The organism is Citrifermentans bemidjiense Bem, assembly GCF_000020725.1.
GTDB lineage: Bacteria > Desulfobacterota > Desulfuromonadia > Geobacterales > Geobacteraceae > Geomonas > Geomonas bemidjiensis.
The window spans coordinates 2,966,310-2,987,766 of the sequence record NC_011146.1 but is presented as its reverse complement, the minus strand read 5'-3'; the positions used below and the strand labels follow the sequence as shown (position 1 = coordinate 2,987,766).

Genomic DNA, 21,457 nt, shown 5'->3' with positions numbered 1-21,457 from the left:
CATGACTTTTCAGATTCCTATTTACCAACCGTCGCTGCTGGGTAACGAAAAGAAGTACGTCAACGAATGCCTGGATTCCACCTGGATCTCATCCAAGGGGCGCTTCATCGCAGAATTCGAAGAGAAATTCGCCAATTACACCGGCGCGCGCTACGCCGCTTCGGTCTGTAACGGCACGGTGGCGCTGCACCTCGCCTTGGTGGCGCTAGGCATCGGTCCGGGGGACGAGGTGATTGTCCCCACTCTGACCTACATCTCCTCGGTCAACGCCATCACCTATACCGGAGCCACGCCCGTTTTTGTCGATGCCCTGGAGAGCACCTGGCAGATGGACCCGGATGACGTGAGGCGCAAGATTACACCCCGTACGCGCGCCATCATGGTGGTGCATCTCTACGGCCACCCCTGCGACATGGACCAACTGGTCGACATTGCCAAAGGGCGCGGGCTCTTCATGATAGAGGACTGCGCCGAGGCCTTTGGTGCTCGTTACAAGGGGCGGCACGTCGGTAGCTTCGGCGATATCTCCACCTACAGCTTTTTCGGCAACAAGACCATCACCACCGGCGAGGGCGGGATGGTGGTGACCAATGACGAGACCCTCCATGACCGGGCAGTGCATTTCAAGGGGCAGGGGCTGGCAAAACACCGGGAATACTGGCACGATGTAGTCGGGTACAACTACCGCATGACAAACATTTGCGCCGCCCTCGGTCTCGCGCAGTTGGAGCGCTCTGACGAACTGCTGGATAAGAAAAGGGAGGTAGCCCGGTGGTATGCCGAGGAACTCGAAGGAGCGCCGGTCCTCTTGCACCGAGAAACCGCGGACGTGCGGCATTCCTACTGGATGTGCTCGCTTCAGGTTCTTGATCCGGCCTTGCGGGAGCCGCTGCGTCTTGCTCTTGGCAACGCCGGGATCGAAACGCGTCCCGTTTTCTATCCGCTGCACACCATGCCGATGTACGCCCAGAAATTCCAGCGACACCCGGTTTCCGAGCGCATCGGTTGGCGCGGTGTCTGCCTGCCGAGTTGGCCGGAGATTTCCAAAGACCAGGTGCAGTTCATCTGCGGTGAGATCAACGGATTCCTCAATGGCTGAGCATTCAGCAAAGAAGAGGCACTTGTTCATACTTGGGTGCGGCGGCCATAGCCGAAGCGTCACCGACGTGATTTTGCGCGGAGACCCTGACGCCGTTCTTGTTTTCGTCGACGAAAACGCCCGGGAAAACGAGACCCTCTACGGGTTCGAGATGACCTCCAACTTAGCTGATGTGCAAGGCCCATGGTTCCCTGCCATAGGGGACAACGAAAAAAGAAAGGCCCTCATGTCGCGGCTTGACGCCAGGGACATGGTCTCCGTTGTTTCTGTGAACGCCCATATCGGGTTTAAGGCCCGCATCGGACGCGGCTGCTTTGTCGGGCACTTTTGTCACGTAGGCCCCGAGGCTGTCATTGGCGAGGGGACCATTGTTAATACGGCATCGGTCGTCGAGCATGAGGTTCAGATCGGTAGTTATTGCCACGTAGGTCCCAATGCGACGGTCTCCGGCAGATGCAAAATCGGCGACCTCGTCTTTGTCGGCGTCGGCGCTACCATCAAGGACTACATCTCCATCTGTTCCGGCGTGGTCGTCGGCGCAGGCGCCACGGTAGTCAGAGATATCACTGAGCCAGGCGTCTATGTCGGCTGTCCGGCTGTAAGGATCAAATGAGAACCAAGCTTTCCATCGCGCTCTTGGGGCGCAGTTTCGACTGGGGGGGCGGCATGGACTTTCTACGCCACCTCGCCAACGGACTGCTTTTCAAGCAGAAAACAACCGGCATCAAGATATCCCTGCTGCTGGCTGTTGACAATAAGATCGAAACGCCGCTGGATGTTTTGCGCCTGGTGACACGAAGCGTCAGAGTCTCCGCCAAGAACAAGCGTCCGCAAATTGCGCTGCCCTCACCGGCCTTTCACGCCAGCATGCTCGATTACTTCCGGCAGACGCAAGGCAAAGGGGTCGAGATCTGCTACTACGAGAACTCCCCCGAGGGCCTGCTTCGCTGCCTGCGGAAAATAAGGGCCGACGTTGTCCTTCCTGTAAACGGAACGCTTGGTGTCGGTTATCCCGTATCGTGGCTGGGTTATTCTTTCGACTTCCAGCATAAATATCTTCCTGGTAACTTCAGCCCGTCAGAATGCTCTGCACGGGATCAGGAGTTTGCTGCTATTTTCAAAGATGCTGCCGCGGTCATTGTGAATTCGAAGGCGGTAAAAGAAGACATCCTCAAGTTTTTTCCAGATACAGCTGCCGAGGTGTACAACCTGCCATTTTCTCCCAATCCTGTTTCGGAGTGGTTCGAAGATCTTCCCTTCGACGTACAAGACAAATATTCCCTTCCGCAGAGATACTTCCTGATCAGCAACCAGTTTTGGGTGCACAAGGATCACCTGACGGCGTTCAAGGCGCTGTTGTCGGTGGATGCCCACATCGTATGTACTGGGACTGTTGTGGACTACCGCCGGCCTGAGTACATCGAGCAGGTAGGGAAGTTTTTGACGGATCATGGTCTGACCAGCCGCGTTCATATCCTTGGACACATCCCCAAGCGCGATCAGATCGAGATCATGAAGAAGTCGGTCGCCGTCGTTCAGCCTACGCTTTTTGAAGGCGGGCCTGGTGGCGGTGCGGTCTTTGACGCAGTCGGTCTTGGTGTGCCGGTGATCCTTTCCGATATACCGGTGAACCGTGAAGTGCAGGGCGACAATCTTCGTTTTTTCGCGGCGGGCGACAGCGAGGCTTTGGCCCGGGACATGAGGGCGATCCTCAGCGCGGAGCCGCCGCGTACCGAAAGCAAGGAGTTGATTCGGATTGGCGAGGCCAACCTGGAAAGATTGGGTAACTGCCTGCTCGAAGCCGCGCAGTCCGTTGTCAGACGGAGGGCCGGGTCTTGAGCGGTGGAGGCGAGCGCCAGTACAGGCAGGAAGCTTCGTCTGAGGAGTCCTGCTTTTTAAGCATTATCACGCCTGTTTACAACGGTGCGGACTATATCGAGTTCTGCATACGGAACGTGATAGGCCAAAACTGCCCCGGCATCGAGCACATCATCATCGATGGCGGCTCCACCGACAGCACCGCTGAAATCATCAGCAAGTACGCGGCAGTCAATCCACATATCAGGTGGGTGTCGGAAAAGGACGAGGGGCAGTCGCATGCCATGAACAAAGCGATCGCCATGGCGCGCGGAAGCATCGTTGGTTTTCTGAATGCGGACGATTACTACGAGCCCGATATCCTCTGCCGCATCGTGGAAATTTTCCAAGGGCTGCCGGCGCCAAGCCTGCTCGTGGGCAACTGCAACGTCTGGGACAACGAGGGCAGGCTCTGGTTCGTGAGCCGTCCGGCGCAGATCGGCCTGAAGAACCTGCTGCTGGGGAGGTTCCTGGAGGCCTTCCCGATGAACCCGTCCGCCTATTTCTACCACAAGTCGTTGCACCAGCGGATCGGGATGTACGACACTGGCGAGCATTTCGGCATGGACCTGCAGTTCATCTTCCAGGCCGTGCAGAAGGCAAAGGTCACCTACCTGGACGAGACCTGGGGAAATTACAGGTATCTGGAAGGGACCAAGACCTATGAGGACGATAAGTCCGGTGGCAACGGGACGAGAGTGAAACAGATGACCCTGCGCTACCGGCAACAGCAACCCCTTTATTACCGTGTCTACCTGCTGGCCATCGAGGCGTGGATCAGGGCCGTGCGCCTGATTCGACGCCCTTTCGCCGCCGAGGATAAGCTTTAGATGGAGCATCTTCCCTTCATATCGATCATCATCCCGACCTACAACCGGTCGCAACTGCTCCCGCTCACGTTGGACAGCTTCCTTGCACAGGACTACCCCAAGGATCTCTTCGAGATCATCGTCGCGGACAACAACTCCACGGACCAAACGCGTGAGGTGGCGGCTTCCTATCTCTGCGACCGGTCCGTGTACGTCTCCTACCATTTCGAGCCGCGCCAGGGCGTCCATTATGCCCGCAACAGCGCGGCGAAAAAGGCGAAGGGCTCCATCCTTTATTTCACCGACGACGACATGGTGGCTGACCCGATGCTTCTATCCGAACTGGTCCGGGTGTTCGAGCTTTTCCCGGAAGTCGGCTGTGCCACGGGGCTGATACTTCCCGAGTTCCAGGCTGAGCCGCCCGCCTGGGTCAAGCGTCACCTGTGGAACGGGTACCTGAGCCTCACTGCCCGGAACAAGGCAGAGGAACTCATCGTTTCCCGCAACGACATGGTCTACAGTTGTCATCAGGGCATTCGCCGAGAGGCATTTTTTGCCGCCGGAGGTTTCAACCCCGAGAATACGGCCGGCACCTGGATCGGCGATGGCGAGACCGGACTGAATCTTAAGGTGAAAGCCCTGGGGTACCAGTTCGCCTATACCGGCCGCTCCGTGATTCGCCACCTTATCCCACCACAGAGGATGACGGCAAAGTACCTACTCAAGAGGATCGGCAACCAGGGGTTCTGCGATTCCTACACGGCGTACCGCAGCCACCGGCTGAGAGGGCGGATTATCCCGGAGATGTTCAAGCGCTCCACGGTGGGCGCCGTGAAACTGGTTGCCGTCACCATGGCGAAGATCCTGCTCGGCCTGGAATCATGGCACTTCCTGCCGGCGCGCATCGCCTATCTCCACAACCGCAACGTCTACGATAAAAAATTGTACTTTGATGACGACTTCCGTAGAATCGTCGAGGTCGACGACTGGCTGAACAGTGACACGAACGACTTCAAGGACGCGGTAACAAAGTTGTGATCTACGGAGATGTCATGAAAGATTTCGTGCTGAGGAAATTGGGAAAGGCGGTAGACGCCTCGCTGCCATTTGAATCGCGACAGAACAGTCAGCCGGTCCAGCGTAACCTCTTTTTCCAGTACCAGGAGATAGTGTCCCGCGGTTGCGCGCTTCCTTGCTTCAGGGATACCGGGTTCAGGGTCTATTCGCAAACCGACGAGGACGGCCTGCTCCTCTATCTTTTTGCCCTGATCGGCTTCACCAACAGGGTGGTGCTGGACATAGCCGCTGGGGCGCCGGTAGGCGGTAACACCACCAATCTCATAACCAACTGGGGCTGCCATGCCTTGCTCATCGAGGGGAATGCCAAGCAGGTAGCGGAATCGGGGATCTTTTACCAGCGTCATCCGGACACAAGGCTAGCCCCCCCGCGCATCCGGCAGGCCTGGGTCACTGCGGAAAACATCAATCAGCTGATAACTGGGGAGGGGTTCTTCGGCGAGATCGATCTCTTATCACTTGATGTGGACGGCGTCGACTACTGGCTTTGGGAAAGCCTTGATGCAGTATCGCCGCGTGTGGTAATGGTCGAGTACCAGGATCTCTTTTATCACGACGAGGCTGTGACAGTGCCGTACCGCCCGGACTTCGACAGGTTCTCAGTTCATCCTGATTATTTCGGGGCGAGTCTGGCTGCCTTTGTCAAGCTGGCGCGCCGTAAAGGATACCGCCTGGTGGGGTGCAACAGATACGGATTCAACGCCTTCTTTGTGCGCAATGACCTGGCAGGCTCCCTCCTACCAGAGGTTTCGGTGGAATCATGCCTGACGCATCCGAAGGTGCTGGCGGCACGTGATGCCAAGAGAGCGGAGCTCCTTGAGTTACCTTGGGAGGTAGTGTGATATTTGAGCAGGTGAACCACGCCGGCACTCTATTGGCCATAATCATCACGAACTCGTTCGCTAAACCGGGAGTCCACTTCTTCACGCCCGACGCGTTCTCTCAGCAGTTAGCCTACATGAAGCATCCCGCCGGGGCGATCATCCTGCCCCACGTGCACAACCCTGTCCTGCGCGAGGTTTTTTACACCCAGGAAGTCCTGTTTCTCAAGCGGGGGCGTCTGCGCGTCGACTTTTACGACGAGGACAGGAGCTATTTGGAAAGCAGGATACTGGAGGCCGGAGACGTCATTCTCCTTGCTTCCGGCGGACACGGCTTCGAGGCCCTGGAGGAGATCGAGATGGTCGAGGTGAAGCAGGGACCTTACGCCGGCGAGGCCGACAAGACCCGCTTTTCTGGCATAACCGCAGCAGATGCCGTGGTGAAACCCATTGAGTGACTTCATACCTGTCAATGAGCCCCTGCTGGACGGCAACGAAAAGAAGTACCTTCAGGAGTGCATCGATACCGGCTGGATCTCCTCCGAAGGGCCCTTCGTACGTCAGTTCGAGGAGCGGTTCGCCGGGAGGGTAGGGCGGCAGCAAGGCGTAGCCGTCGCCAACGGTTCGGGCGCGCTCGACATTGCAGTCCACGCCCTGCGGCTTGGGCCCGGGGACGAGGTTATCCTTCCGGCCTTTACCATCATCTCCTGCGCCGCCTCGGTGGTGCGGGCCGGCGCCACGCCCGTATTGGTTGATGCGGACCCGGTCACCTGGAACATGTCGGCGGAGCAGGTCGCCGCCAGGATCACCGAGCGTACCAAGGCCATCATGGTGGTGCACCTCTACGGCCTCCCTGTCGATGTCGACCCGATCCTGGAGTTGGCCCGAAAACATGATCTAAGGATAATCGAGGACGCGGCACAGATGCACGGCCAGGCCTGCCGTGGCAGGTCTTGTGGCTCATTCGGCGACATCAGCACCTTCAGCTTTTATCCCAACAAGCACATTACGACCGGTGAAGGGGGCATGGTCGTCTGCGACGACCCGGATCTAGCCGAGCGCTGCAGGGGGTTGCGCAACCTCTGCTTCCAGGCGCATAAGCGTTTCGTGCACGAGGAACTCGGCTGGAACTACCGCATGACCAACCTGCAGGCGGCACTGGGGCTCGCGCAGCTTGAAAGGCTTGACTGGTTCGTCGCCCGCAAGCGGGCCATGGGGAGGCGCTACACGGAGCTCCTCGGAGAAACAGCGGGAATCCAGACCCCCCTTCCCCGGACCGGCTACGCCGAAAACATATACTGGGTGTACGGGGTGGTGCTGGAAGACTCGGTGCCGTTTGATGCGGAAGAGGCGATGAAGCGGCTTGCAGCCCTTGGCATCGGCACCCGCCCTTTCTTCTGGCCTATGCACCAGCAGCCCGTGTTCGAGAAACTCGGCTTGTTCCCTGCCGAGCGCTACCCCGTCGCGGAACGCCTGGCTCGCCGCGGGTTCTATCTCCCAAGCGGCATGGCTTTGACTGAACCTGATATCGAAAAGGTGGCAAAGGGAGTAAAAGAGGTGCTCGGATGAACTGCTTCGGTGCTTACTCCCACTATTACGACCTCCTTTACAAGGATAAGGATTACGCCGGCGAGGCGCGTTATATCGATGAGCTGATCCGCAAGCACTCCCCGGGCGCCAAGAGGATCCTCAACCTTGGATGCGGCACCGGCAGACACGACTTCGAACTGATGAAGCTCGGGTACCAGGTCACCGGGCTTGACCTCTCTGAGGAAATGCTGGCAGTGGCAGCCAAGCGTCTTACGGACATGCATCCTGGTCCCGCGCCGGCCGCGCTCCGTTTTCTTCAGGGAGATGTTCGCACGGTGCGACTGGGCGAAACCTTTGACGTCGTTATCTCGCTTTTTCACGTCATGAGCTACCAGTCCACCAATGACGACCTGCACAAAGCCTTTGCCACTGCGAAGGCGCATGTCGCTCCGGGGGGACTATTCCTCTTCGACTGCTGGTACGGCCCCGCTGTGCTCTCTGACCCTCCGGTGGTCCGGGTGAAACGGCTCGAGGATGACGTCATCGAGGTTGTCCGCATCGCAGAGCCTGAAGTGCACTACAACGCCAATACCGTGGACGTCAATTACCAGGTGCTGATAACGGAAAAGGCAACGGGAAGAGTATCTACTCTCAAGGAAACGCACACCATGCGCTATCTGTTCATGCCTGAGGTCGAAGGGCTATTTGCCGCACACGGCATGGAAATGACGGGGAGCGAGGAGTGGGGTACCGGCAACGAGCCGGGAAGCGGGACTTGGGCGGTGCTTTTCGCCGGGGTCGTGGCGTGAAGGGATGAAGAGAATCGCGATTTTCCAGTACGAATGGCCGCTGCAAAGCCACACACTGAGCCTTGCTTCGGGGCTTGCCGGCCACGACTTCGCCGTCGATCTGTTCCTGTACGATTGCGACACAGGGTTCGTCAACCTCTCCAGGTTTCTTTCCGGCTCCTCGGTGAAAGTGGTCCGCCTCGATAGGGGGAGGGTGAAAAAGGTTCTGGACCGGATTCGAAAGATGATCGGCTGCGGCGCACAGGATGGGCCGGTGCGCGATTGCGTCGTCAGGCGCTCCCTGGAAGTCATGGGCGCTGCCGGGTATGACTACCTTATTGGCGTCGAAAAAAAGGGGTTGATCTGGGCGGGGCGCGTATCCGCCGTGCTTGAGGTTCCCTTGCTCTATTACAGCCTCGAGTTGTACGTCGAGGGGCACCCCGCCTTCGATGGGAAAAGCGAATTCGTGGCACTAAGGGAAGAAGAGCGTCTCTGGCATGCTAAAGCCGCGGCAACCATCGTTCAGGATGCCGCAAGGGGAGCGGTGTTGTTGAAGAGCAACGGCCTCGACGCTTCCATGGACGTGATATACCTGCCAGTCTCCGTGTCGGGGCCTGCGTTCAGGGAGGGGAGCCGCTTTTTGCATGACCGTCTTTCCCTCGATCCGGCCAGGAAGATCATCCTGTATTTCGGCAGCGTGAGCCGTAACAGAGGCATCGACGAAGTGATCCGGCATGCCTGTGGTATCGACAGCAGTTTCGAGGTGGTGCTGCACGGTCCGGTGGCCCAGGACATCACTAGCGAAGAGCGGCGCAACGAGAGGGTGATTTTTTCCTGCGGTTTCGTGGATGATAGCGAGGTTCCTGCCTTGATCGCTTCCGCCCACATAGGGCTTTCCTTCTATCGGAACAACGTGGTGAACGACAGGCTCACCGCTTTTTCCTCCGAAAAGATGGCGCTGTACCTGCAATCCGGCGTGCCTGTTATAGCCTACGCGAACGAGAGCTACGAACTGCTGATGGAACATTACCGCTGTGGGGAGTTGATCCGGGACATGTCCGAGCTGCCGGCGGCAGTAGAGAGGATTGAGGCGGATTACGAAGGTTACCGCGAGAACGCCTTGTCCGCCTTCGAGAGGTTCTATCGCTGCGAGAATAACCTGCGCAGCGTCTATGCCTATCTGTCGCGTGAAACAACCACGGGGGCGGACGCCAACGTGCCGTTCGATGACAGTCAGAGCCATGACGGAACAGACGCAGTCAGAAGGTGAAACCATGGACGCTCCGCCGATAGCTCTGTTCGCGTATAACCGCCTGACCCACACCAGGCGCACCGTCGAGGCACTGCAAAAGAACCATGGTGCGGACAAGAGTCCCCTCTACGTCTTTTGCGACGGTCCCAAAAGCGAGCGCGATCTCGACGCCGTCAACGAGGTTCGAGCCTATCTTAAGGGCGTCGACGGATTTTCATCGGTAGAGGTGATCGAGAGCGAGGCGAACGCAGGTCTTGCCGCCTCCCTGACAAGGGGGATCTGCTTGGTCCTCGATGAGTACGATTCCATAATCGTGCTGGAAGACGATCTGGTCACCTCTCCCTATTTTCTGAAGTTCATGCGTGACGCATTGCGCCGCTACCGGGACGAGGAGAGGGTGGCGTCGGTAAGCGGATACTCCTTTCCTCTGGGCATAAAAACCGCCGAAACCTTTCTCTTGAACTACACGGCCTGCTGGGGGTGGGGTACCTGGCGCAGGGGCTGGCAGCTCTTCGAGCCCTCGGGGGAAAAGCTCCTATCGGAAATCGGCAAGAGGGGCCTTAGCCACGAGTTCGACATGCGGGGCGCCTATCCCTACACCCGGATGCTTGAGGACCAGTGCCGCGGCAAGGTTGACTCGTGGGCTGTGCGGTGGCACGCCTCGCTCTTTCTCGCGGGCAGGCTCATGCTTTTTCCCGGCAGATCCCTGGTCAACAACATAGGCCATGACGGAAGCGGGGTGAATTGCCAAGGCGCCTCCCACTTTGACGTCACCCTCTCGGATACGGCGGTCCTGATAGGGGACGTACCGCTTGCCGCGGATGCCACGGTTGCCGCCGCAATGGAAAAGTTTTTCAGGGAGCTGAACCCTGGGCTGTTCCGTTACCTACTGCGCAAATTAACCACGAGATTCTCACTATGACGCTTACTCCCGACATACGGACCGCCGGCAGGGAACCTCTCATGATGCTGAACGTGGGTTGCGGCGACACATCGCATCCTGACTGGACCAACCTGGACTTGCGGGGAAGCCGGTCGGTCGAGTGCCGGGACGTTACCCAGGGGCTTCCTTTCCCCGACGAGAGCTTCGACGTGGTCTACCACTCCCACCTGCTGGAGCACCTGCTGCCGGAGAAGGCGCTCCCCTTTATGCGCGAGTGCCACCGTGTCCTGAAACCTGGCGGAACCCTCCGGATATTGGTGCCGGATCTGGAGCAGATAGCAAGGCTGTATCTGGAAAAACTCGGGCAGACGCCAGATGCGGCAGACGATTACGACTGGATGATGCTGGAGTTGTACGATCAGTGCGTCCGGGTCGACAGCGGCGGGCGCATGGAGGAGTTCCTCCGCAGACCCGGGACCAGGCATTCCGCCTTCGTGGCGCAGAGAATGGGTGGCGAAGCTGCTGCCTATTGGGAAGAGATCCCCCCCGGCAGGCTCACCGCGGATCCGAAGGCCGCTTTGCGCCGCTGGCTCTGGAAGGTCAGGACGTTGCTGGCCGCATGGGGAGTTTTCCTGATTGCCGGCTCTCAAGGCAGGAGCGCCTTTGAAGCTGGGCTGTTCCGGGCTTCAGGCGAGATTCACCAGTGGATGTACGACCGGTTTTCGCTGGAACGCCTCATGACTGACGCCGGCTTTATGGACCCCAGCGTGACGACGGCTTTCGAGAGCCGCATTCCCGGTTTTGCACGGTACGGACTGGACGTGGTAGATGGTGTCGTCCGCAAGCCCGATTCCCTGGTAATGGAAGGGGGCAAGCCGTGAACCCACTTCTCATCAGTACCTTCGACATCTTCGGCGGAGCCGCCCGGGCCGCCTATCGGCTGCACGAGGGGTTAAGGCAAGCCGGCGTGGACAGCCGCATGCTGGTACAGGAGAAGAAAACCGACGATTTCGCGGTGATCGGGCCCCAGACCAAGAGCGACTACCTCCTTTCCAGGATCAGGGCCAATTTCGACGCGGTCCCCCTTTGCCTCTACCCGGGACGCCGGAAATCCTTGTTCTCCTCCGCCGTTTGGCCCGATGCGCTGACGGCGCGAGTGACGGCACTGAACCCCGACGTCGTGCATCTGCATTGGGTCTCTTACGGATTCCTGCGCATCGAGACGCTTGCCGCCATAGATGCCCCAATCGTCTGGACCTTGCACGACATGTGGCCTTTTACGGGCGGGTGCCACTATTCGGATGGCTGTGACCGGTACCTCGTCGGCTGCGGCTGCTGTCCGCTCCTCTCCTCATCCGGGCCTCACGACCTTTCCAGGTGGAACTTCAGTCGCAAGGTGAGGTGTTGGGACGCCATCCAGATGACTGTTGTAGCTCCCAGCCGCTGGCTCGGGGAGTGCGCGAAGAAAAGCCTCCTGTTCAAGAACAAAGACATTGAGGTGATCCCGAACGGCGTCGACCTGACCCGTTTCAGATCGCGCGACAAGGGGTTTTGCCGCGACATACTTTCCCTTCCCAAGGGGAAAAAGATCATCTTGACCGGGGCGATGGACGGCAGCAGTGACCGGCGCAAAGGGTTCGATCTGCTCCAGACTGCGCTTTGCCGGCTTAAACAGAGTTCGCCTGATGCCGAGCTGGTTATCATGGGTGCGTCACGGCCGTCTGTCGTTCCGGATTTCGGGCTTCCTGTCCACTACCTCGGCATGCTGCATGATGAGATAACCCTTTCGTTGGCTTACGGGGCAGCCGATCTTTTCGTGGCCCCCTCCAGGGAGGAGAACCTCTCCAACATGGTTCTCGAAGCCATCGCCTGCGGCCTTCCCTGCGTCGCCTTTGCTGTAGGAGGCATGCCCGATCTCATCGAGCATGGCGGGAACGGTTTTCTGGCCGCAGCTCTTGAGCCGGTAGACTTTTCCGATGCTGTCGCCCGGGTTCTCAAGGATGACCTTCTGCGCAACGAAATGTCGTGCCTGTCCAGAGAGAAAGCGGAGAGACAATTCGAGTCATCACTGGTCGCCGGCCGTCATGCCCGGCTCTACGACGAGGTCTCTCGTCGCCGCCAGCCTTTGGAGTGATCATGGCCGCCAAATTCGTTACAGCTCTTTTGGGAAGGATAGCGTCGGCTGTCGGCGTCACCCGGGACGACCTTTCGCTCAGCGCCGCTCTAAAGCGCTGCAGGGGGAGAGGCGTGCGGGTGGAGACCATCATAGACGTCGGGGCTTCGGACGGGCGCTGGTCGCTGGAGGCCAGAAAGTTCTTCCCGCAGGCCTTCTGCTTCTTGATCGAAGCCCAGGAGGCTCACCGCGCCGCGCTGGAAACGGTGAAGAAGAGGGTGCCACGAGTCGACTTTGTCATCGCCGCTGCGGGTAGCCGTGCCGGGACCTGCTATTTTGATGCAGAGGATCTCTTCGGCGGGCTCGCCTCGGAAACCGAGGTCGGGACGCACTGCATCTCGGTGCCTATGGTGACCATCGACGATCAGGTATTGCTGCGCAACCTGGCAGCTCCTTTTCTGCTGAAACTCGATACCCACGGATTCGAACTCCCTATTCTCCAGGGGGCTAAGCAGGCGTTGGCATCGGCCTCCTTGGTGATCATTGAAACGTACAATTTCCGACTCACCCATGACAGCCTGAAGTTCCACGAGATGTGCGCTTACATGGAGGAGGCCGGTTTTTCCTGTGTCGATTTGGTGCGGCCGATGCACCGCCCCGGCGACCAGGCCTTCTGGCAGATGGACCTCGTTTTCGCTCGCTCCAGCGATCCCGTGTTTTCTTCCAACAGCTACCTTCCGCCAGGGGATTCCCTGTGAAAAAAATATCCATCATAACACCGTGCCTGAACGCGGAGCGCCGGATAGCCGAGACCGTTGAATCTGTCCTCGGGCAGTACGCTGTTCATTCCGGCCGGGCCGAACTGGAGTACATCATCTGCGACGGAGGATCCACCGACCGGACCCTTGCAATCGTCGAATCTTATCGCAACGACGCTGTGAAAATAGTGAGCGGTGCGGATAGCGGGATGTACGACGCGCTTGCTAAAGGTCTCAAAGTGGCAACCGGCGACATCGTGGCCTATCTCAACGCGGGGGACTTTTATAACAGATGCGCCTTCGACGTCGTTTTGGATTTGTTTCAGCGCAAAGAGGTCCAGTGGCTTACCGGTTACAACGTGCACTACAACGAGAAATCCTACTTTCTCAACGTGAAGCTTCCCTATCGTTACCGTCGCAGTTTCTTCGCGTCTGGTCTCTACGGAACCACCCTTATCTTCGTTCAGCAGGAATCGACCTTCTGGTCCTCCTCACTAAACGAACTCCTCGACTATGACCGGCTTGCCTCCTTCAGGTATGCAGGGGATTACTACCTGTGGTTCCAGTTCGCAAAAAAATACGAGCTGAAGATCGTCGAAGCGCATCTCGGTGGGTTCAGAATCGAGCGGGGGCAACTCTCTGAAAACCGTGAGGCCTATCTGTCGGAGATGGCCGCCATTGTTGCTGGCAAGCCCAATCTTTTGCAGAAAATGCTGGCTGCTTTCGACAGGGTGATGTGGTACGCGCCGGTGGAGCTCAAGAAGTTCCTGAACAAAGACGGTTTGTTCAGATACGACCACGAACTGCAGGAATGGGTTTGACCAACAGCACTTCCCTTCTTATCCAAGGTTTACCCCACCACACATCAAAGCTCACCGCTGACACCGTTTACTTGACCTGCATCAAGTCCTTAAGCCCGGGCTGCGTCTATAGTCCAATCATCGAAAACAACGCATGAAAACGCGGCAAGCGCTGCGTGCACGCGTCGAACGAAAGCTCCAAGGAGAGGTGGCAGATGGCGAGATTGATAGACGAGTTGAAAAGGGACCATGTCGAAATCGATGCGATGCTGGCAAAGGTGAGGGACAGTAAGATCACCAACCAGGAGGCCCACAAGATCCTGATCGCGGCGAAAGGAAAACTCCTCGCCCACCTGAAGAAAGAAGACATTCAACTCTACCCGGTCCTGGACAAGTCTGCGGTCAATGACGCAGCGCTGAAGCGGTCGGTCGATTTTTACGCCAAGGACATGCACGAGATCACCGCCGATGCCGTCGCCTTTTTCGACAAGTACTCGCCGGCGGACTCCCCCATCGACATCGAGTTCGCCAAGGCGTTCGGGAGGTTGTATTCCATCCTCTCCAGAAGGCTGCGCAGCGAGGAGAGCACGCTTTACCCGGCCTACGCGAAGTTGCATCCGCTCTAGCTCCGGGTCTCGCCTCGCTACGACGGACGAGGGATTTTAAGTCCCTTGCGCCTACGCTTTACATGCCTCGCCGTATGGGTTATTTTATGCGCCTGATTCTAAGCGACGCATAGGTAGGGGAGGGGAGCAGCAGTGGGCATGTTTGAGGCGATAATTCTTGGCATCGTGGAGGGACTGAGCGAGTTCCTCCCTATTTCCTCCACCGGGCACCTGATCCTCGCCTCGGCGCTGATGAAGCTGCAGCAATCCGAGGCGCACAAGGTTTTCGAAGTCACCATCCAACTGGGGGCGATGCTGGCCGTGGTGCAGATCTACCGCAAACAGCTTCTCTCCCGCCCCGAGCTACTCAAGAAGGTCTGCTTCGCCTTCCTTCCTACCGGGATCCTCGGTTACCTGCTCTACAAGGTGGTCAAGTCGTTCTTCCAACCCTCGCTGGTGAGCTACACGCTTATCGCCGGGGGAATCGCCTTCATCCTCATCGAACTCTGGATGAAAAACCGTCCCGCCTCCACCGCCAGCCTCGACCACATGAGCTATCGGCAGGCCTTCACCATCGGCCTCATTCAGAGCCTTTCCATGGTTCCCGGGGTCTCGCGCTCCGGCGCCACCATCATGGGCGGCCTTGTCATAGGGATGAACCGCAAGGACGCGGCGGAGTTCTCCTTCCTGCTCGCGCTCCCCACCATGCTCGCCGCCACCTGCTACGACATCTACAAGAACTACGCTGTCTTCCATATGGGGGACTGGCAGAACATCGCGGTCGGTTTCGTCACCTCGTTCGTCTTCGCCGTCATCGGGATCAAGGCGCTCTTGAAGATCATCACCAGCCACACCTTCATCCCCTTCGGCATCTACCGCATCGCCGTCGGCATCGTCTTCCTGGTGTTCCTTACCTAGCCGACTTTAAGGGCGCCCATCACCATAAGGAGTCGCTGCATGAAGAACACCCGCGTCTGCGTGAACGACCTGATGCAGAAGAACTACGTCTACTACCAGACCGAGCCCATGGGGGAGAATTTCGACCCGGAATTCAAGCCGGAGCTGACCCCGCAAGAGATGCTGGAGATGGGGATCTTCGGCGGGAAGTATATGACCGACTGCACCGGCGAGTTCCCCAAGGAGTGGTTCGCCAACGCGAGGCTCTGCCACGAGCGGCACGTGCCTGAGTACAACTTCTTCGGCGTCAACGCCTCGAAGCCGCTTTCCTACTGGCGTGAGAAGGGGTGGATCTACAGCGACGATCCGAGGGGATGGTTCCAGTGGTACTGCAGGTACTACATGGGGAGGAGATGCCCCGACGACAAGCGGCAGATCAAAAGGTGGAAGGCGATGGTGCGGCACATAGCGCAGATCAGGCATAACTGCCCGGAGGGGGTGCTGACCTGCCGCCGGAAACAGCGCCAGGCCCTGCTGCATTGGGCCTACGACAGCAGGAAAATCTGACCCCGCCGCAGTTGAAACCTAGACTACTTTCCCTTCCTTGATGTACTCCCGCATTATCGCCGCCTCCAGGCGCGTCAGGTCCAGGCGGCGGGACTGGTCGGCCAGAACCTCCAGGGCGCAGTGGTGCATGACGTTCATGATCCCCGCACCGGGCAACTCGTAGCGCGCGGCTATCTCTTTCCAATCGATATCCTCGCTTATCTCGATCTGCTGCGGGAACGCCTGGCGCCAGATCCGGCAGCGCTCCTCCGCGCGCGGCATGGGGAACTGGATGATGCTCTGGAAACGGCGCACAAAGGCTTCGTCCAGGTTGCTGCGCTTGTTGGTCGCCAGGATCACCAGCCCGTGGTACCCCTCTAGCCGCTGCAAAAGGTAGGAGACCTCCTGGTTCGCGTACCGGTCATGGGAGTCGCGGACATCGGTCCTCTTGCCGAACAGGGCGTCCGCCTCGTCGAAGAAGAGTATCCACTCCTTGTACTCCGCCTTGTCGAATAGCGCGGAGAGGTTCTTCTCCGTCTCGCCGATGTATTTCGACACCACCCGCGACAGGTCGATCCGGTACACGTCGCGGCCGGTGTATTTGCCCAAGAGTGTTGCGGTCAGCGTCTTCCCCGTCCCCGATGGGCCGTGAAAAAGGGCGCGGTAACCCTGCTTAAGCTTCCTTTTCATCCCCCATTCGTTGAGCAGCGTCTCGTTGTGCTTGATCCAGTTCTCTATCTCGTGGATCTGGCGCAAGGTGTTGGGATGCAGCACCAGGTCCTCCCACACCATCTCCGTCTCTATCGCCTCCGCCGGGAACTCCATGCTGAAGCGAGGCCGCCCCACGGTCCCCAGCGTCACCCACTCCACCAGCTCCGGGTCGAGGCAGAGCCGACCGCTCATCATCGGCTCCCCCGGCCGCACCGGCTCAAGCCACAGGATCCGCTTCTTCGCCAGCCAGTGCTCCGCGCTCAAAAGGCGCTGCACCTCGATGGACCTCCCGAGGCTATGCCCCGCCAGAACGAACTGGGCGGTCTCACCGGTGGGGAGAATTGCCCTGTTCTCGGCAAGCCGCACCCCTCCCAGTTCGGGGATATCCCCCCCCTCGGGAAGCACCTCGCTTACAATCCTGTTGAAGAAGCCGGGTTGCAGATGGGGAGCCAGCGCCATCATCACCAGCGCGAACTCCTCCAGGGTCGGATTCTGGCTCTTGATGAACAGCTCCAGCGGAGAGTCCTCGCTGCATAACTCCAGGGGGCGCGCCTGGAAGGCGTCGGCTTTGCCGAAGCGCACCCCCAGGTAGCCGCTAACCAGGTGGGCGAGCCAATCCAGGGCCAGCTGCAGGTTGGCCGCGTCCGGGGAGAGATGGGGTTGGTAGTCAACCTTCCGCATGGGTAGCCCCGCCCGCCGCCTCCATCATGGATAGCACCAGCGCCGGGTAGCCTCCGGTGAAAAAGGGCTCGTCCCCGGAGCCGATGGCGGCGCGCAGATGGAACTCTTTAGGCGCCACCTGCAGCACCTTGATCTGCGGCTCGGGAGCGGCGGCCGCGTGTCTTGCCGCCTCTATCTCCTTGTCCCCTGCGAGTTTCTCCGCAGCTGCGCGGGCCTTTTCCTGCGAGTTGAAGGCGGCGATCGCCAGGCAGGCGTAAGGCTCGTACTTGTAGCTTTCCGCCAGCGGCGAGTAGTCGTCGATCTCCATCAGCCCCTGGTACCCCGTGGGCAGTGGTTTCACCTCGACCGGTTTCTTGAAGTGCGCCTCCATGCGCCAGGCGAAGTCCCACTGCGAGCGCCACCCTCCCTCACGCCAGTACTCGCCGTAAAAGTTGCAGCGGTTCGGTTTGATCGACCACTTCTCGGCCGGTTGTTTGATTCCCACTGCTTTGAGGACGGCCTCGACGAACCTTTCCGATCCGCCGTCCACCTGGTCTGAGTCGCCTCGGGTAAGTATCAGATCCAGTTCGGTTGCTGATGTGCTGACTGCGGGATGCCAGAGGTACAGCATGCTCATGACGGGTCTCCTGGTCCACGAAATTTTATGGTGACTCTTTTCGAGTAGCTGGCGGCGAGCTGAGTCCCCATCGAGCTGTTTTCGCTGTAGGGGACGACCTCCAGATCGGGAATGTCGTTGAAATAATTGAGGCGTTCCTCGTGGTCCGTCTTCCTTCCTTTTTCGTTCCAGTGATCGACCACCGCCTGGCCTTTGTGGTCTATGGTCGGGCTTTCCTTGTATTTGAGCGTCTTGTCCCACCACTGTTTGGTGGTTCTGTGTCCGCTGGGCGGCACCCACTTGTAGAGGTTCGGGTCGGTCGGATGCCTGAGCGGTCCTGTCACTTGGCCGTCGCGCCAGGTGTAGACCGCATCCCGGAACGCCTTGGCGTAGAACTTGTCCCTGATTACATCTTTTGTGTCGAAGCCGGGCTTGAGGATGTACTTGCCGCCTTTGCGCGTGACGTACTGTGACTTGTGCTTTCTCAGCCGCCTCTTCTTCGGCCCGGTCACGACGGGATTTATGGTGGCCCTGATGGCGTCCTCCACCTCGTCCTCGTCGACGGACACCTCGATCAGGACCAGCGCGGTCAACCTGTACTTCGCCTTTATCGCGGGGAGCGCCTTCTCAATGTCGGCCTTCTCCTTCTCCTCGTCGTCGAGAAGCGGGGTCGCCTCCTTTATTGCAGCTTCCTCGTCGCTTCTCATCTGCTCTTGCGTCCGCTCGTCCTTCTTGCCGTCGAGTGGACCGGCTTTGTCCAGATCCTTCCCCTTGAGCTCTATCCCCTTTGCCTTCTTCCCGCCGGCCTTGGGCGTTACCAGCCAATTCTCTCCCTTCGCCTGAACCTCGAAGTCGACTCCCTTGACGCTTGCCTTAATGGCGCCCAGCTCCTTGTTGAGCATCGCCCGCGTGAAGGGGCCTTTGGTCTTGAGTGCTGTGAGCGGCTTCGCGGCCGCCTGGAAGATCTTTCCGGTCTCCAGCTCCTTCGGCGCCTTGGGGTCGGGCTTCGCGGACTTGCCGGCAGTGGGAGGCGCTCCCTTCTTGCCAGGCTTCTGAACCTTCTTCGGGGGGGGCTTCTTGGGCGGGACCTCCGGCTTCGGCACTGTGCCGTCATCCTTGAAGGTGCCCGCTCCTGCATCCTTGCCCCCCTTCTTGTCCGGGAGCTTGTCGTCCACCATGTTGGTCATGAACTTGGATGGGTCGAACTCCGGCTTTTTCAGCTCGATCTCCGGCACCTTGCCGGACCCGAACTCGTATTCCTTGACCAGGGCGCTGATCCCGATGGGGTCCCCCAGCGGCCATTCCTTGGTGAAGAGGGGCCAGGTCCACCGATGGTCGGAGAGAGGCGACCACCATGGTGTCTCCAGCGCGATGAAGAAGTCCCCTCCCAGCCCGAAGATCGGCTGGGCAGCGATGTCCAGCGTGCCGCTGATGTAGAAGACGCCCGGATCGCGATAGCCGACGGTGGGGCGGGCGTCGGCGTAGGCCATCACCCCTATGTCCGCCTGCAGGCCGATGCCGAACTTGAGGTCGTGCGAGGCGATCTCCACCCCGGCGCCCCCTTCGGCGCGTAACCGCAGCCCGCCGTAGGCCGAGATGTTGATGGAACCGGAGATCTGGATCATCTTCTGGACCTCCGGGTCGGTGGAGTAGGTCCCCAGTATCTCGATGTTGTAGATCTTCGCCGGACCCAGGCGCGCCAAAGCGATGAGGCTGATGTTGGCGAAGAGGTTCAGGTCCCCGACCACCGGTATCCCGTAATAAGCCTTAGCCTCGAACTTGACGATCTCCCGGTCGAAGTTCTTCTCCGGGAAGAGCTTGATCTCGCCGGGAGGGGTGATCTTGCTGACGACGGTGAGAAGCCCGCGCCCGTCCACGACCACGAAAACGGTTCCGGCGAACCACTGCGTCAGGTTAAAGGCGAGTTGTCCGTTGGCGGCTAACGCCCGCTGCTTCTTGCCGGGCTTGGGTGCGGGAACCGGAGGGGGCGGCCCAGCGGTTTGTATGTTCTCCTTGCCCCCTGCCGCGGCGATGGCGTCTTTGGCGTACTTGTTGGCGCTCTCCATGTCGGTCGAGACGAAGGAGACCTGCCCCGAAAGCTTGTCGGAGTTGTATCCACCCTTGCCTGCGACGTCGACCGTTCCGTCCGCTTTGTAGACGATGAGCGCTGAGCCGCTGAAGGATTTGTAGTCGATCCCCAGCATGATCTCGCCCGCCAGCGCCCCCTTGGTGTTGTCCAGCTTCAGCTGCCCCTTGACGATTCCTTTGAGGTTGATGTCGGCGCTCGCCTCGATCTTCGGCTTCTCCATATTTTCAACGCTGATGTTGAAGTGAGCGTCGAGATAGCCGCCGACCTCCACCTTCAAATCGGTGACCCCCAGGCTCAGCTTTCCCGCTTCGAACTTGTTCACCGGTTTGGGGAGGTTTTCCACCTTCAGCCCCAGCCCGCCGAGGAGCGCCGCATTCTTCTGCAGCGCCTGCAGCCAGTCGTTGCTGTTTCCCCCTTTAGGCTTCAACGAGGCGTAGCCGCCGGTTACCTTGCTGTTGCTTATGGCGAAGTTTATGTTCAGGCCGCCGATGGCTTCAGCCCAAGGGTTCAAGAGGGGCATGGTTCCCTTGTCCAGGGAGTCGAAGTTCTTCTTACGGTCCACCCTGACCTTGACCCGTCCCTCGGAGGTCAATCCCTTAACTATGACGCGGACTTCCAGCCCTTTGTATTTCTGTGCCTCGATCTCGGCCTTCACTTTTTCCGAGGGTGCGAAGGTGTCGGTAGAGAGATCGACCACCTCCGAACTGGTGACAACTTCCTTCGCCGGCGGTGTGACGGCAGGGGCGGTGGCGCGCTGGAGCGTCGCCGGCTTCTCGTCCTCAGGCTTGCGTGGGTTCCCCTGCCGCAGTAGGCCCTGGTCCTGTTGCACCGTGTGGCCAAGTTCGTGGGCGAGGAGCCTTCTTCCCTCAGAGGTGCCGGGCTGATACTGGTCGCGGGAGAAGAAGACGTGGTTCTGATAGGTGAAGGCGCGGGCCTGCAGGCTGTCTCCCAGGCGCGCCGCTTCCTCGTCCCGATGCAGGCGGACGCCGCCGAAGTCGGCGCCAAAGCGTGGCTCCATGAAACTGCGCATATCGCTCGGCATCGCTTCACCGCCGCCGGCGCTTCTCACCGCGGCTTGGGTCCCCGCATCGGCCGCGGGGGCGCCGCCGCTGTCGGCGCGCTGGAGTTTCTCCTCCGCTCCCGGTCCCGTGGCCTTCAGGAGCTTGTCGTCAGCCTTGCTGGTCTCTTCCGGTGTCGCCGCCTTTTGTAGCTTCTCTTCCCGCTTCTGCAGCCTTTCCTCGTCCTTTTTCTGGAGCCGCTCTTCAGGCTGCCTGCTTACGCTCCCTTCCGGAAGCGGCGCCCTTTGCAGGCGGTCGTCAGACTGACGGCGCACCTCCTCCTTCTCGGCCGGCGCGGGAGAGGGCATCCTTAGCACCCGGTCCGCCATCTGGTCCGCTTCCTGTTCCAGCTTGTCGCCGGGGCGGCTCGCCGTCATCTGCCTCTGGATGGCAGGCGTGAAAAAGGGCTGCCTCGACAACTGTGCCGGCGCCCTCGATGCGGTTGTGGAAGATTTTTCGGCAGAAGATTTCATCCGAAAGTCCTTTTT

General features: G+C 59.3%; 21 protein-coding genes. 18 read left to right on the top strand and 3 right to left on the bottom strand.

The features are described from left to right. The first annotated feature begins 1 nt into the window (after position 1). From GBEM_RS12865 to GBEM_RS12780, 18 genes are all read left to right on the top strand, one after another. Positions 2-1,099, top strand: a complete 1,098-nt coding sequence (locus tag GBEM_RS12865; RefSeq protein ID WP_012531006.1) for a DegT/DnrJ/EryC1/StrS family aminotransferase — start codon at positions 2-4, stop codon at positions 1,097-1,099. Further along, positions 1,092-1,712 (top strand): NeuD/PglB/VioB family sugar acetyltransferase, encoded by a 621-nt coding sequence (locus GBEM_RS12860; protein ID WP_012531005.1) that lies wholly within the window; start codon positions 1,092-1,094, stop codon positions 1,710-1,712. Before GBEM_RS12865 ends, GBEM_RS12860 begins: the two co-directional genes overlap by 8 nt. Further along, entirely contained in the window at positions 1,709-2,938 is a 1,230-nt protein-coding gene (locus GBEM_RS20435; protein ID WP_012531004.1) for a glycosyltransferase, read from the top strand. The genes GBEM_RS12860 and GBEM_RS20435 overlap by 4 nt, the downstream gene beginning before the upstream one ends. Continuing rightward, positions 2,935-3,786, top strand: a complete 852-nt coding sequence (locus tag GBEM_RS12850; RefSeq protein WP_012531003.1) for a glycosyltransferase family 2 protein — start codon at positions 2,935-2,937, stop codon at positions 3,784-3,786. The genes GBEM_RS20435 and GBEM_RS12850 overlap by 4 nt, the downstream gene beginning before the upstream one ends. Next, on the top strand, positions 3,787-4,803 hold the full coding sequence (locus GBEM_RS12845) for a glycosyltransferase (protein WP_012531002.1): 1,017 nt from the start codon (positions 3,787-3,789) through the stop codon (positions 4,801-4,803). It abuts the gene before it with no gap. 14 nt (positions 4,804-4,817) lie between these two features. Then, positions 4,818-5,684 carry a hypothetical protein gene (locus GBEM_RS12840; protein ID WP_012531001.1) on the top strand — a complete coding sequence of 289 codons (867 nt, stop codon included), beginning with the start codon at positions 4,818-4,820 and terminating at the stop codon, positions 5,682-5,684. Further along, positions 5,681-6,121: a cupin domain-containing protein gene (locus GBEM_RS12835; protein WP_012531000.1), complete on the top strand. Its 441-nt coding sequence runs from the start codon at positions 5,681-5,683 to the stop codon at positions 6,119-6,121. The genes GBEM_RS12840 and GBEM_RS12835 overlap by 4 nt, the downstream gene beginning before the upstream one ends. Further along, a complete protein-coding gene (locus tag GBEM_RS12830; protein WP_012530999.1) occupies positions 6,114-7,232 on the top strand; it encodes a DegT/DnrJ/EryC1/StrS family aminotransferase in 1,119 nt (372 codons plus the stop codon). Before GBEM_RS12835 ends, GBEM_RS12830 begins: the two co-directional genes overlap by 8 nt. Next, positions 7,229-8,002, top strand: coding sequence for a class I SAM-dependent DNA methyltransferase (locus GBEM_RS12825; protein ID WP_012530998.1), 774 nt, complete (start codon positions 7,229-7,231; stop codon positions 8,000-8,002). The genes GBEM_RS12830 and GBEM_RS12825 overlap by 4 nt, the downstream gene beginning before the upstream one ends. Positions 8,003-8,006: 4 nt before the next feature. After that, positions 8,007-9,251: a glycosyltransferase family protein gene (locus GBEM_RS12820; protein WP_012530997.1), complete on the top strand. Its 1,245-nt coding sequence runs from the start codon at positions 8,007-8,009 to the stop codon at positions 9,249-9,251. 4 nt (positions 9,252-9,255) lie between these two features. Next, positions 9,256-10,155 (top strand): glycosyltransferase family protein, encoded by a 900-nt coding sequence (locus tag GBEM_RS12815; protein WP_012530996.1) that lies wholly within the window; start codon positions 9,256-9,258, stop codon positions 10,153-10,155. After that, positions 10,152-10,997, top strand: coding sequence for a class I SAM-dependent methyltransferase (locus GBEM_RS12810; RefSeq protein WP_012530995.1), 846 nt, complete (start codon positions 10,152-10,154; stop codon positions 10,995-10,997). Before GBEM_RS12815 ends, GBEM_RS12810 begins: the two co-directional genes overlap by 4 nt. Continuing rightward, on the top strand, positions 10,994-12,250 hold the full coding sequence (locus tag GBEM_RS12805; RefSeq protein ID WP_012530994.1) for a glycosyltransferase family 4 protein: 1,257 nt from the start codon (positions 10,994-10,996) through the stop codon (positions 12,248-12,250). Before GBEM_RS12810 ends, GBEM_RS12805 begins: the two co-directional genes overlap by 4 nt. Positions 12,251-12,252: 2 nt before the next feature. Then, positions 12,253-12,987: an FkbM family methyltransferase gene (locus GBEM_RS12800; protein ID WP_012530993.1), complete on the top strand. Its 735-nt coding sequence runs from the start codon at positions 12,253-12,255 to the stop codon at positions 12,985-12,987. Beyond that, a complete protein-coding gene (locus tag GBEM_RS20430; RefSeq protein ID WP_012530992.1) occupies positions 12,984-13,808 on the top strand; it encodes a glycosyltransferase in 825 nt (274 codons plus the stop codon). Before GBEM_RS12800 ends, GBEM_RS20430 begins: the two co-directional genes overlap by 4 nt. Positions 13,809-14,002: 194 nt before the next feature. Next, on the top strand, positions 14,003-14,413 hold the full coding sequence (locus GBEM_RS12790; protein ID WP_012530991.1) for a hemerythrin domain-containing protein: 411 nt from the start codon (positions 14,003-14,005) through the stop codon (positions 14,411-14,413). Between the two features lie 138 nt (positions 14,414-14,551). After that, positions 14,552-15,310, top strand: a complete 759-nt coding sequence (locus tag GBEM_RS12785) for an undecaprenyl-diphosphate phosphatase (protein ID WP_012530990.1) — start codon at positions 14,552-14,554, stop codon at positions 15,308-15,310. Between the two features lie 39 nt (positions 15,311-15,349). Beyond that, the gene (locus GBEM_RS12780; protein ID WP_012530989.1) at positions 15,350-15,856 is read left to right on the top strand and encodes a hypothetical protein; all 507 of its coding nucleotides are present in this window, start codon (positions 15,350-15,352) and stop codon (positions 15,854-15,856) included. An 18-nt stretch (positions 15,857-15,874) separates the two neighbouring features. On the opposite strand, the gene GBEM_RS12775 is transcribed toward GBEM_RS12780, so the two are convergent. From GBEM_RS12775 to GBEM_RS12765, 3 genes are read right to left on the bottom strand one after another with little or no spacing between them, the layout of a single operon-like run. Then, positions 15,875-17,227: an ATP-binding protein gene (locus GBEM_RS12775; protein ID WP_012530988.1), complete on the bottom strand. Its 1,353-nt coding sequence runs from the start codon at positions 17,225-17,227 to the stop codon at positions 15,875-15,877. Beyond that, the gene (locus GBEM_RS12770) at positions 17,214-17,843 is read right to left on the bottom strand and encodes a hypothetical protein (RefSeq protein ID WP_012530987.1); all 630 of its coding nucleotides are present in this window, start codon (positions 17,841-17,843) and stop codon (positions 17,214-17,216) included. Before GBEM_RS12770 ends, GBEM_RS12775 begins: the two co-directional genes overlap by 14 nt. After that, positions 17,840-21,442 (bottom strand): eCIS core domain-containing protein, encoded by a 3,603-nt coding sequence (locus GBEM_RS12765; RefSeq protein WP_012530986.1) that lies wholly within the window; start codon positions 21,440-21,442, stop codon positions 17,840-17,842. Before GBEM_RS12765 ends, GBEM_RS12770 begins: the two co-directional genes overlap by 4 nt. Between the last annotated feature and the right edge of the window lie 15 nt (positions 21,443-21,457).

Excerpts from the sequence above, each read along its gene's own strand:
- GBEM_RS12780 (WP_012530989.1), top strand. The coding sequence starts at position 15,350 with ATGAAGAACACCCGCGTCTGCGTGAACGACCTGATGCAGAAGAACTAC.
- GBEM_RS12775 (WP_012530988.1), bottom strand. The coding sequence starts at position 17,227 with ATGCGGAAGGTTGACTACCAACCCCATCTCTCCCCGGACGCGGCCAAC.
- GBEM_RS12815 (WP_012530996.1), top strand. The coding sequence starts at position 9,256 with ATGGACGCTCCGCCGATAGCTCTGTTCGCGTATAACCGCCTGACCCAC.
- GBEM_RS12840 (WP_012531001.1), top strand. The coding sequence starts at position 4,818 with ATGAAAGATTTCGTGCTGAGGAAATTGGGAAAGGCGGTAGACGCCTCG.
- GBEM_RS12770 (WP_012530987.1), bottom strand. The coding sequence starts at position 17,843 with ATGAGCATGCTGTACCTCTGGCATCCCGCAGTCAGCACATCAGCAACC.
- GBEM_RS12765 (WP_012530986.1), bottom strand. The coding sequence starts at position 21,442 with ATGAAATCTTCTGCCGAAAAATCTTCCACAACCGCATCGAGGGCGCCG.
- GBEM_RS12820 (WP_012530997.1), top strand. The coding sequence starts at position 8,007 with ATGAAGAGAATCGCGATTTTCCAGTACGAATGGCCGCTGCAAAGCCAC.
- GBEM_RS12825 (WP_012530998.1), top strand. The coding sequence starts at position 7,229 with ATGAACTGCTTCGGTGCTTACTCCCACTATTACGACCTCCTTTACAAG.
- GBEM_RS12810 (WP_012530995.1), top strand. The coding sequence starts at position 10,152 with ATGACGCTTACTCCCGACATACGGACCGCCGGCAGGGAACCTCTCATG.
- GBEM_RS12865 (WP_012531006.1), top strand. The coding sequence starts at position 2 with ATGACTTTTCAGATTCCTATTTACCAACCGTCGCTGCTGGGTAACGAA.
- GBEM_RS12845 (WP_012531002.1), top strand. The coding sequence starts at position 3,787 with ATGGAGCATCTTCCCTTCATATCGATCATCATCCCGACCTACAACCGG.
- GBEM_RS12800 (WP_012530993.1), top strand. The coding sequence starts at position 12,253 with ATGGCCGCCAAATTCGTTACAGCTCTTTTGGGAAGGATAGCGTCGGCT.
- GBEM_RS20435 (WP_012531004.1), top strand. The coding sequence starts at position 1,709 with ATGAGAACCAAGCTTTCCATCGCGCTCTTGGGGCGCAGTTTCGACTGG.
- GBEM_RS12785 (WP_012530990.1), top strand. The coding sequence starts at position 14,552 with ATGTTTGAGGCGATAATTCTTGGCATCGTGGAGGGACTGAGCGAGTTC.
- GBEM_RS12860 (WP_012531005.1), top strand. The coding sequence starts at position 1,092 with ATGGCTGAGCATTCAGCAAAGAAGAGGCACTTGTTCATACTTGGGTGC.
- GBEM_RS12790 (WP_012530991.1), top strand. The coding sequence starts at position 14,003 with ATGGCGAGATTGATAGACGAGTTGAAAAGGGACCATGTCGAAATCGAT.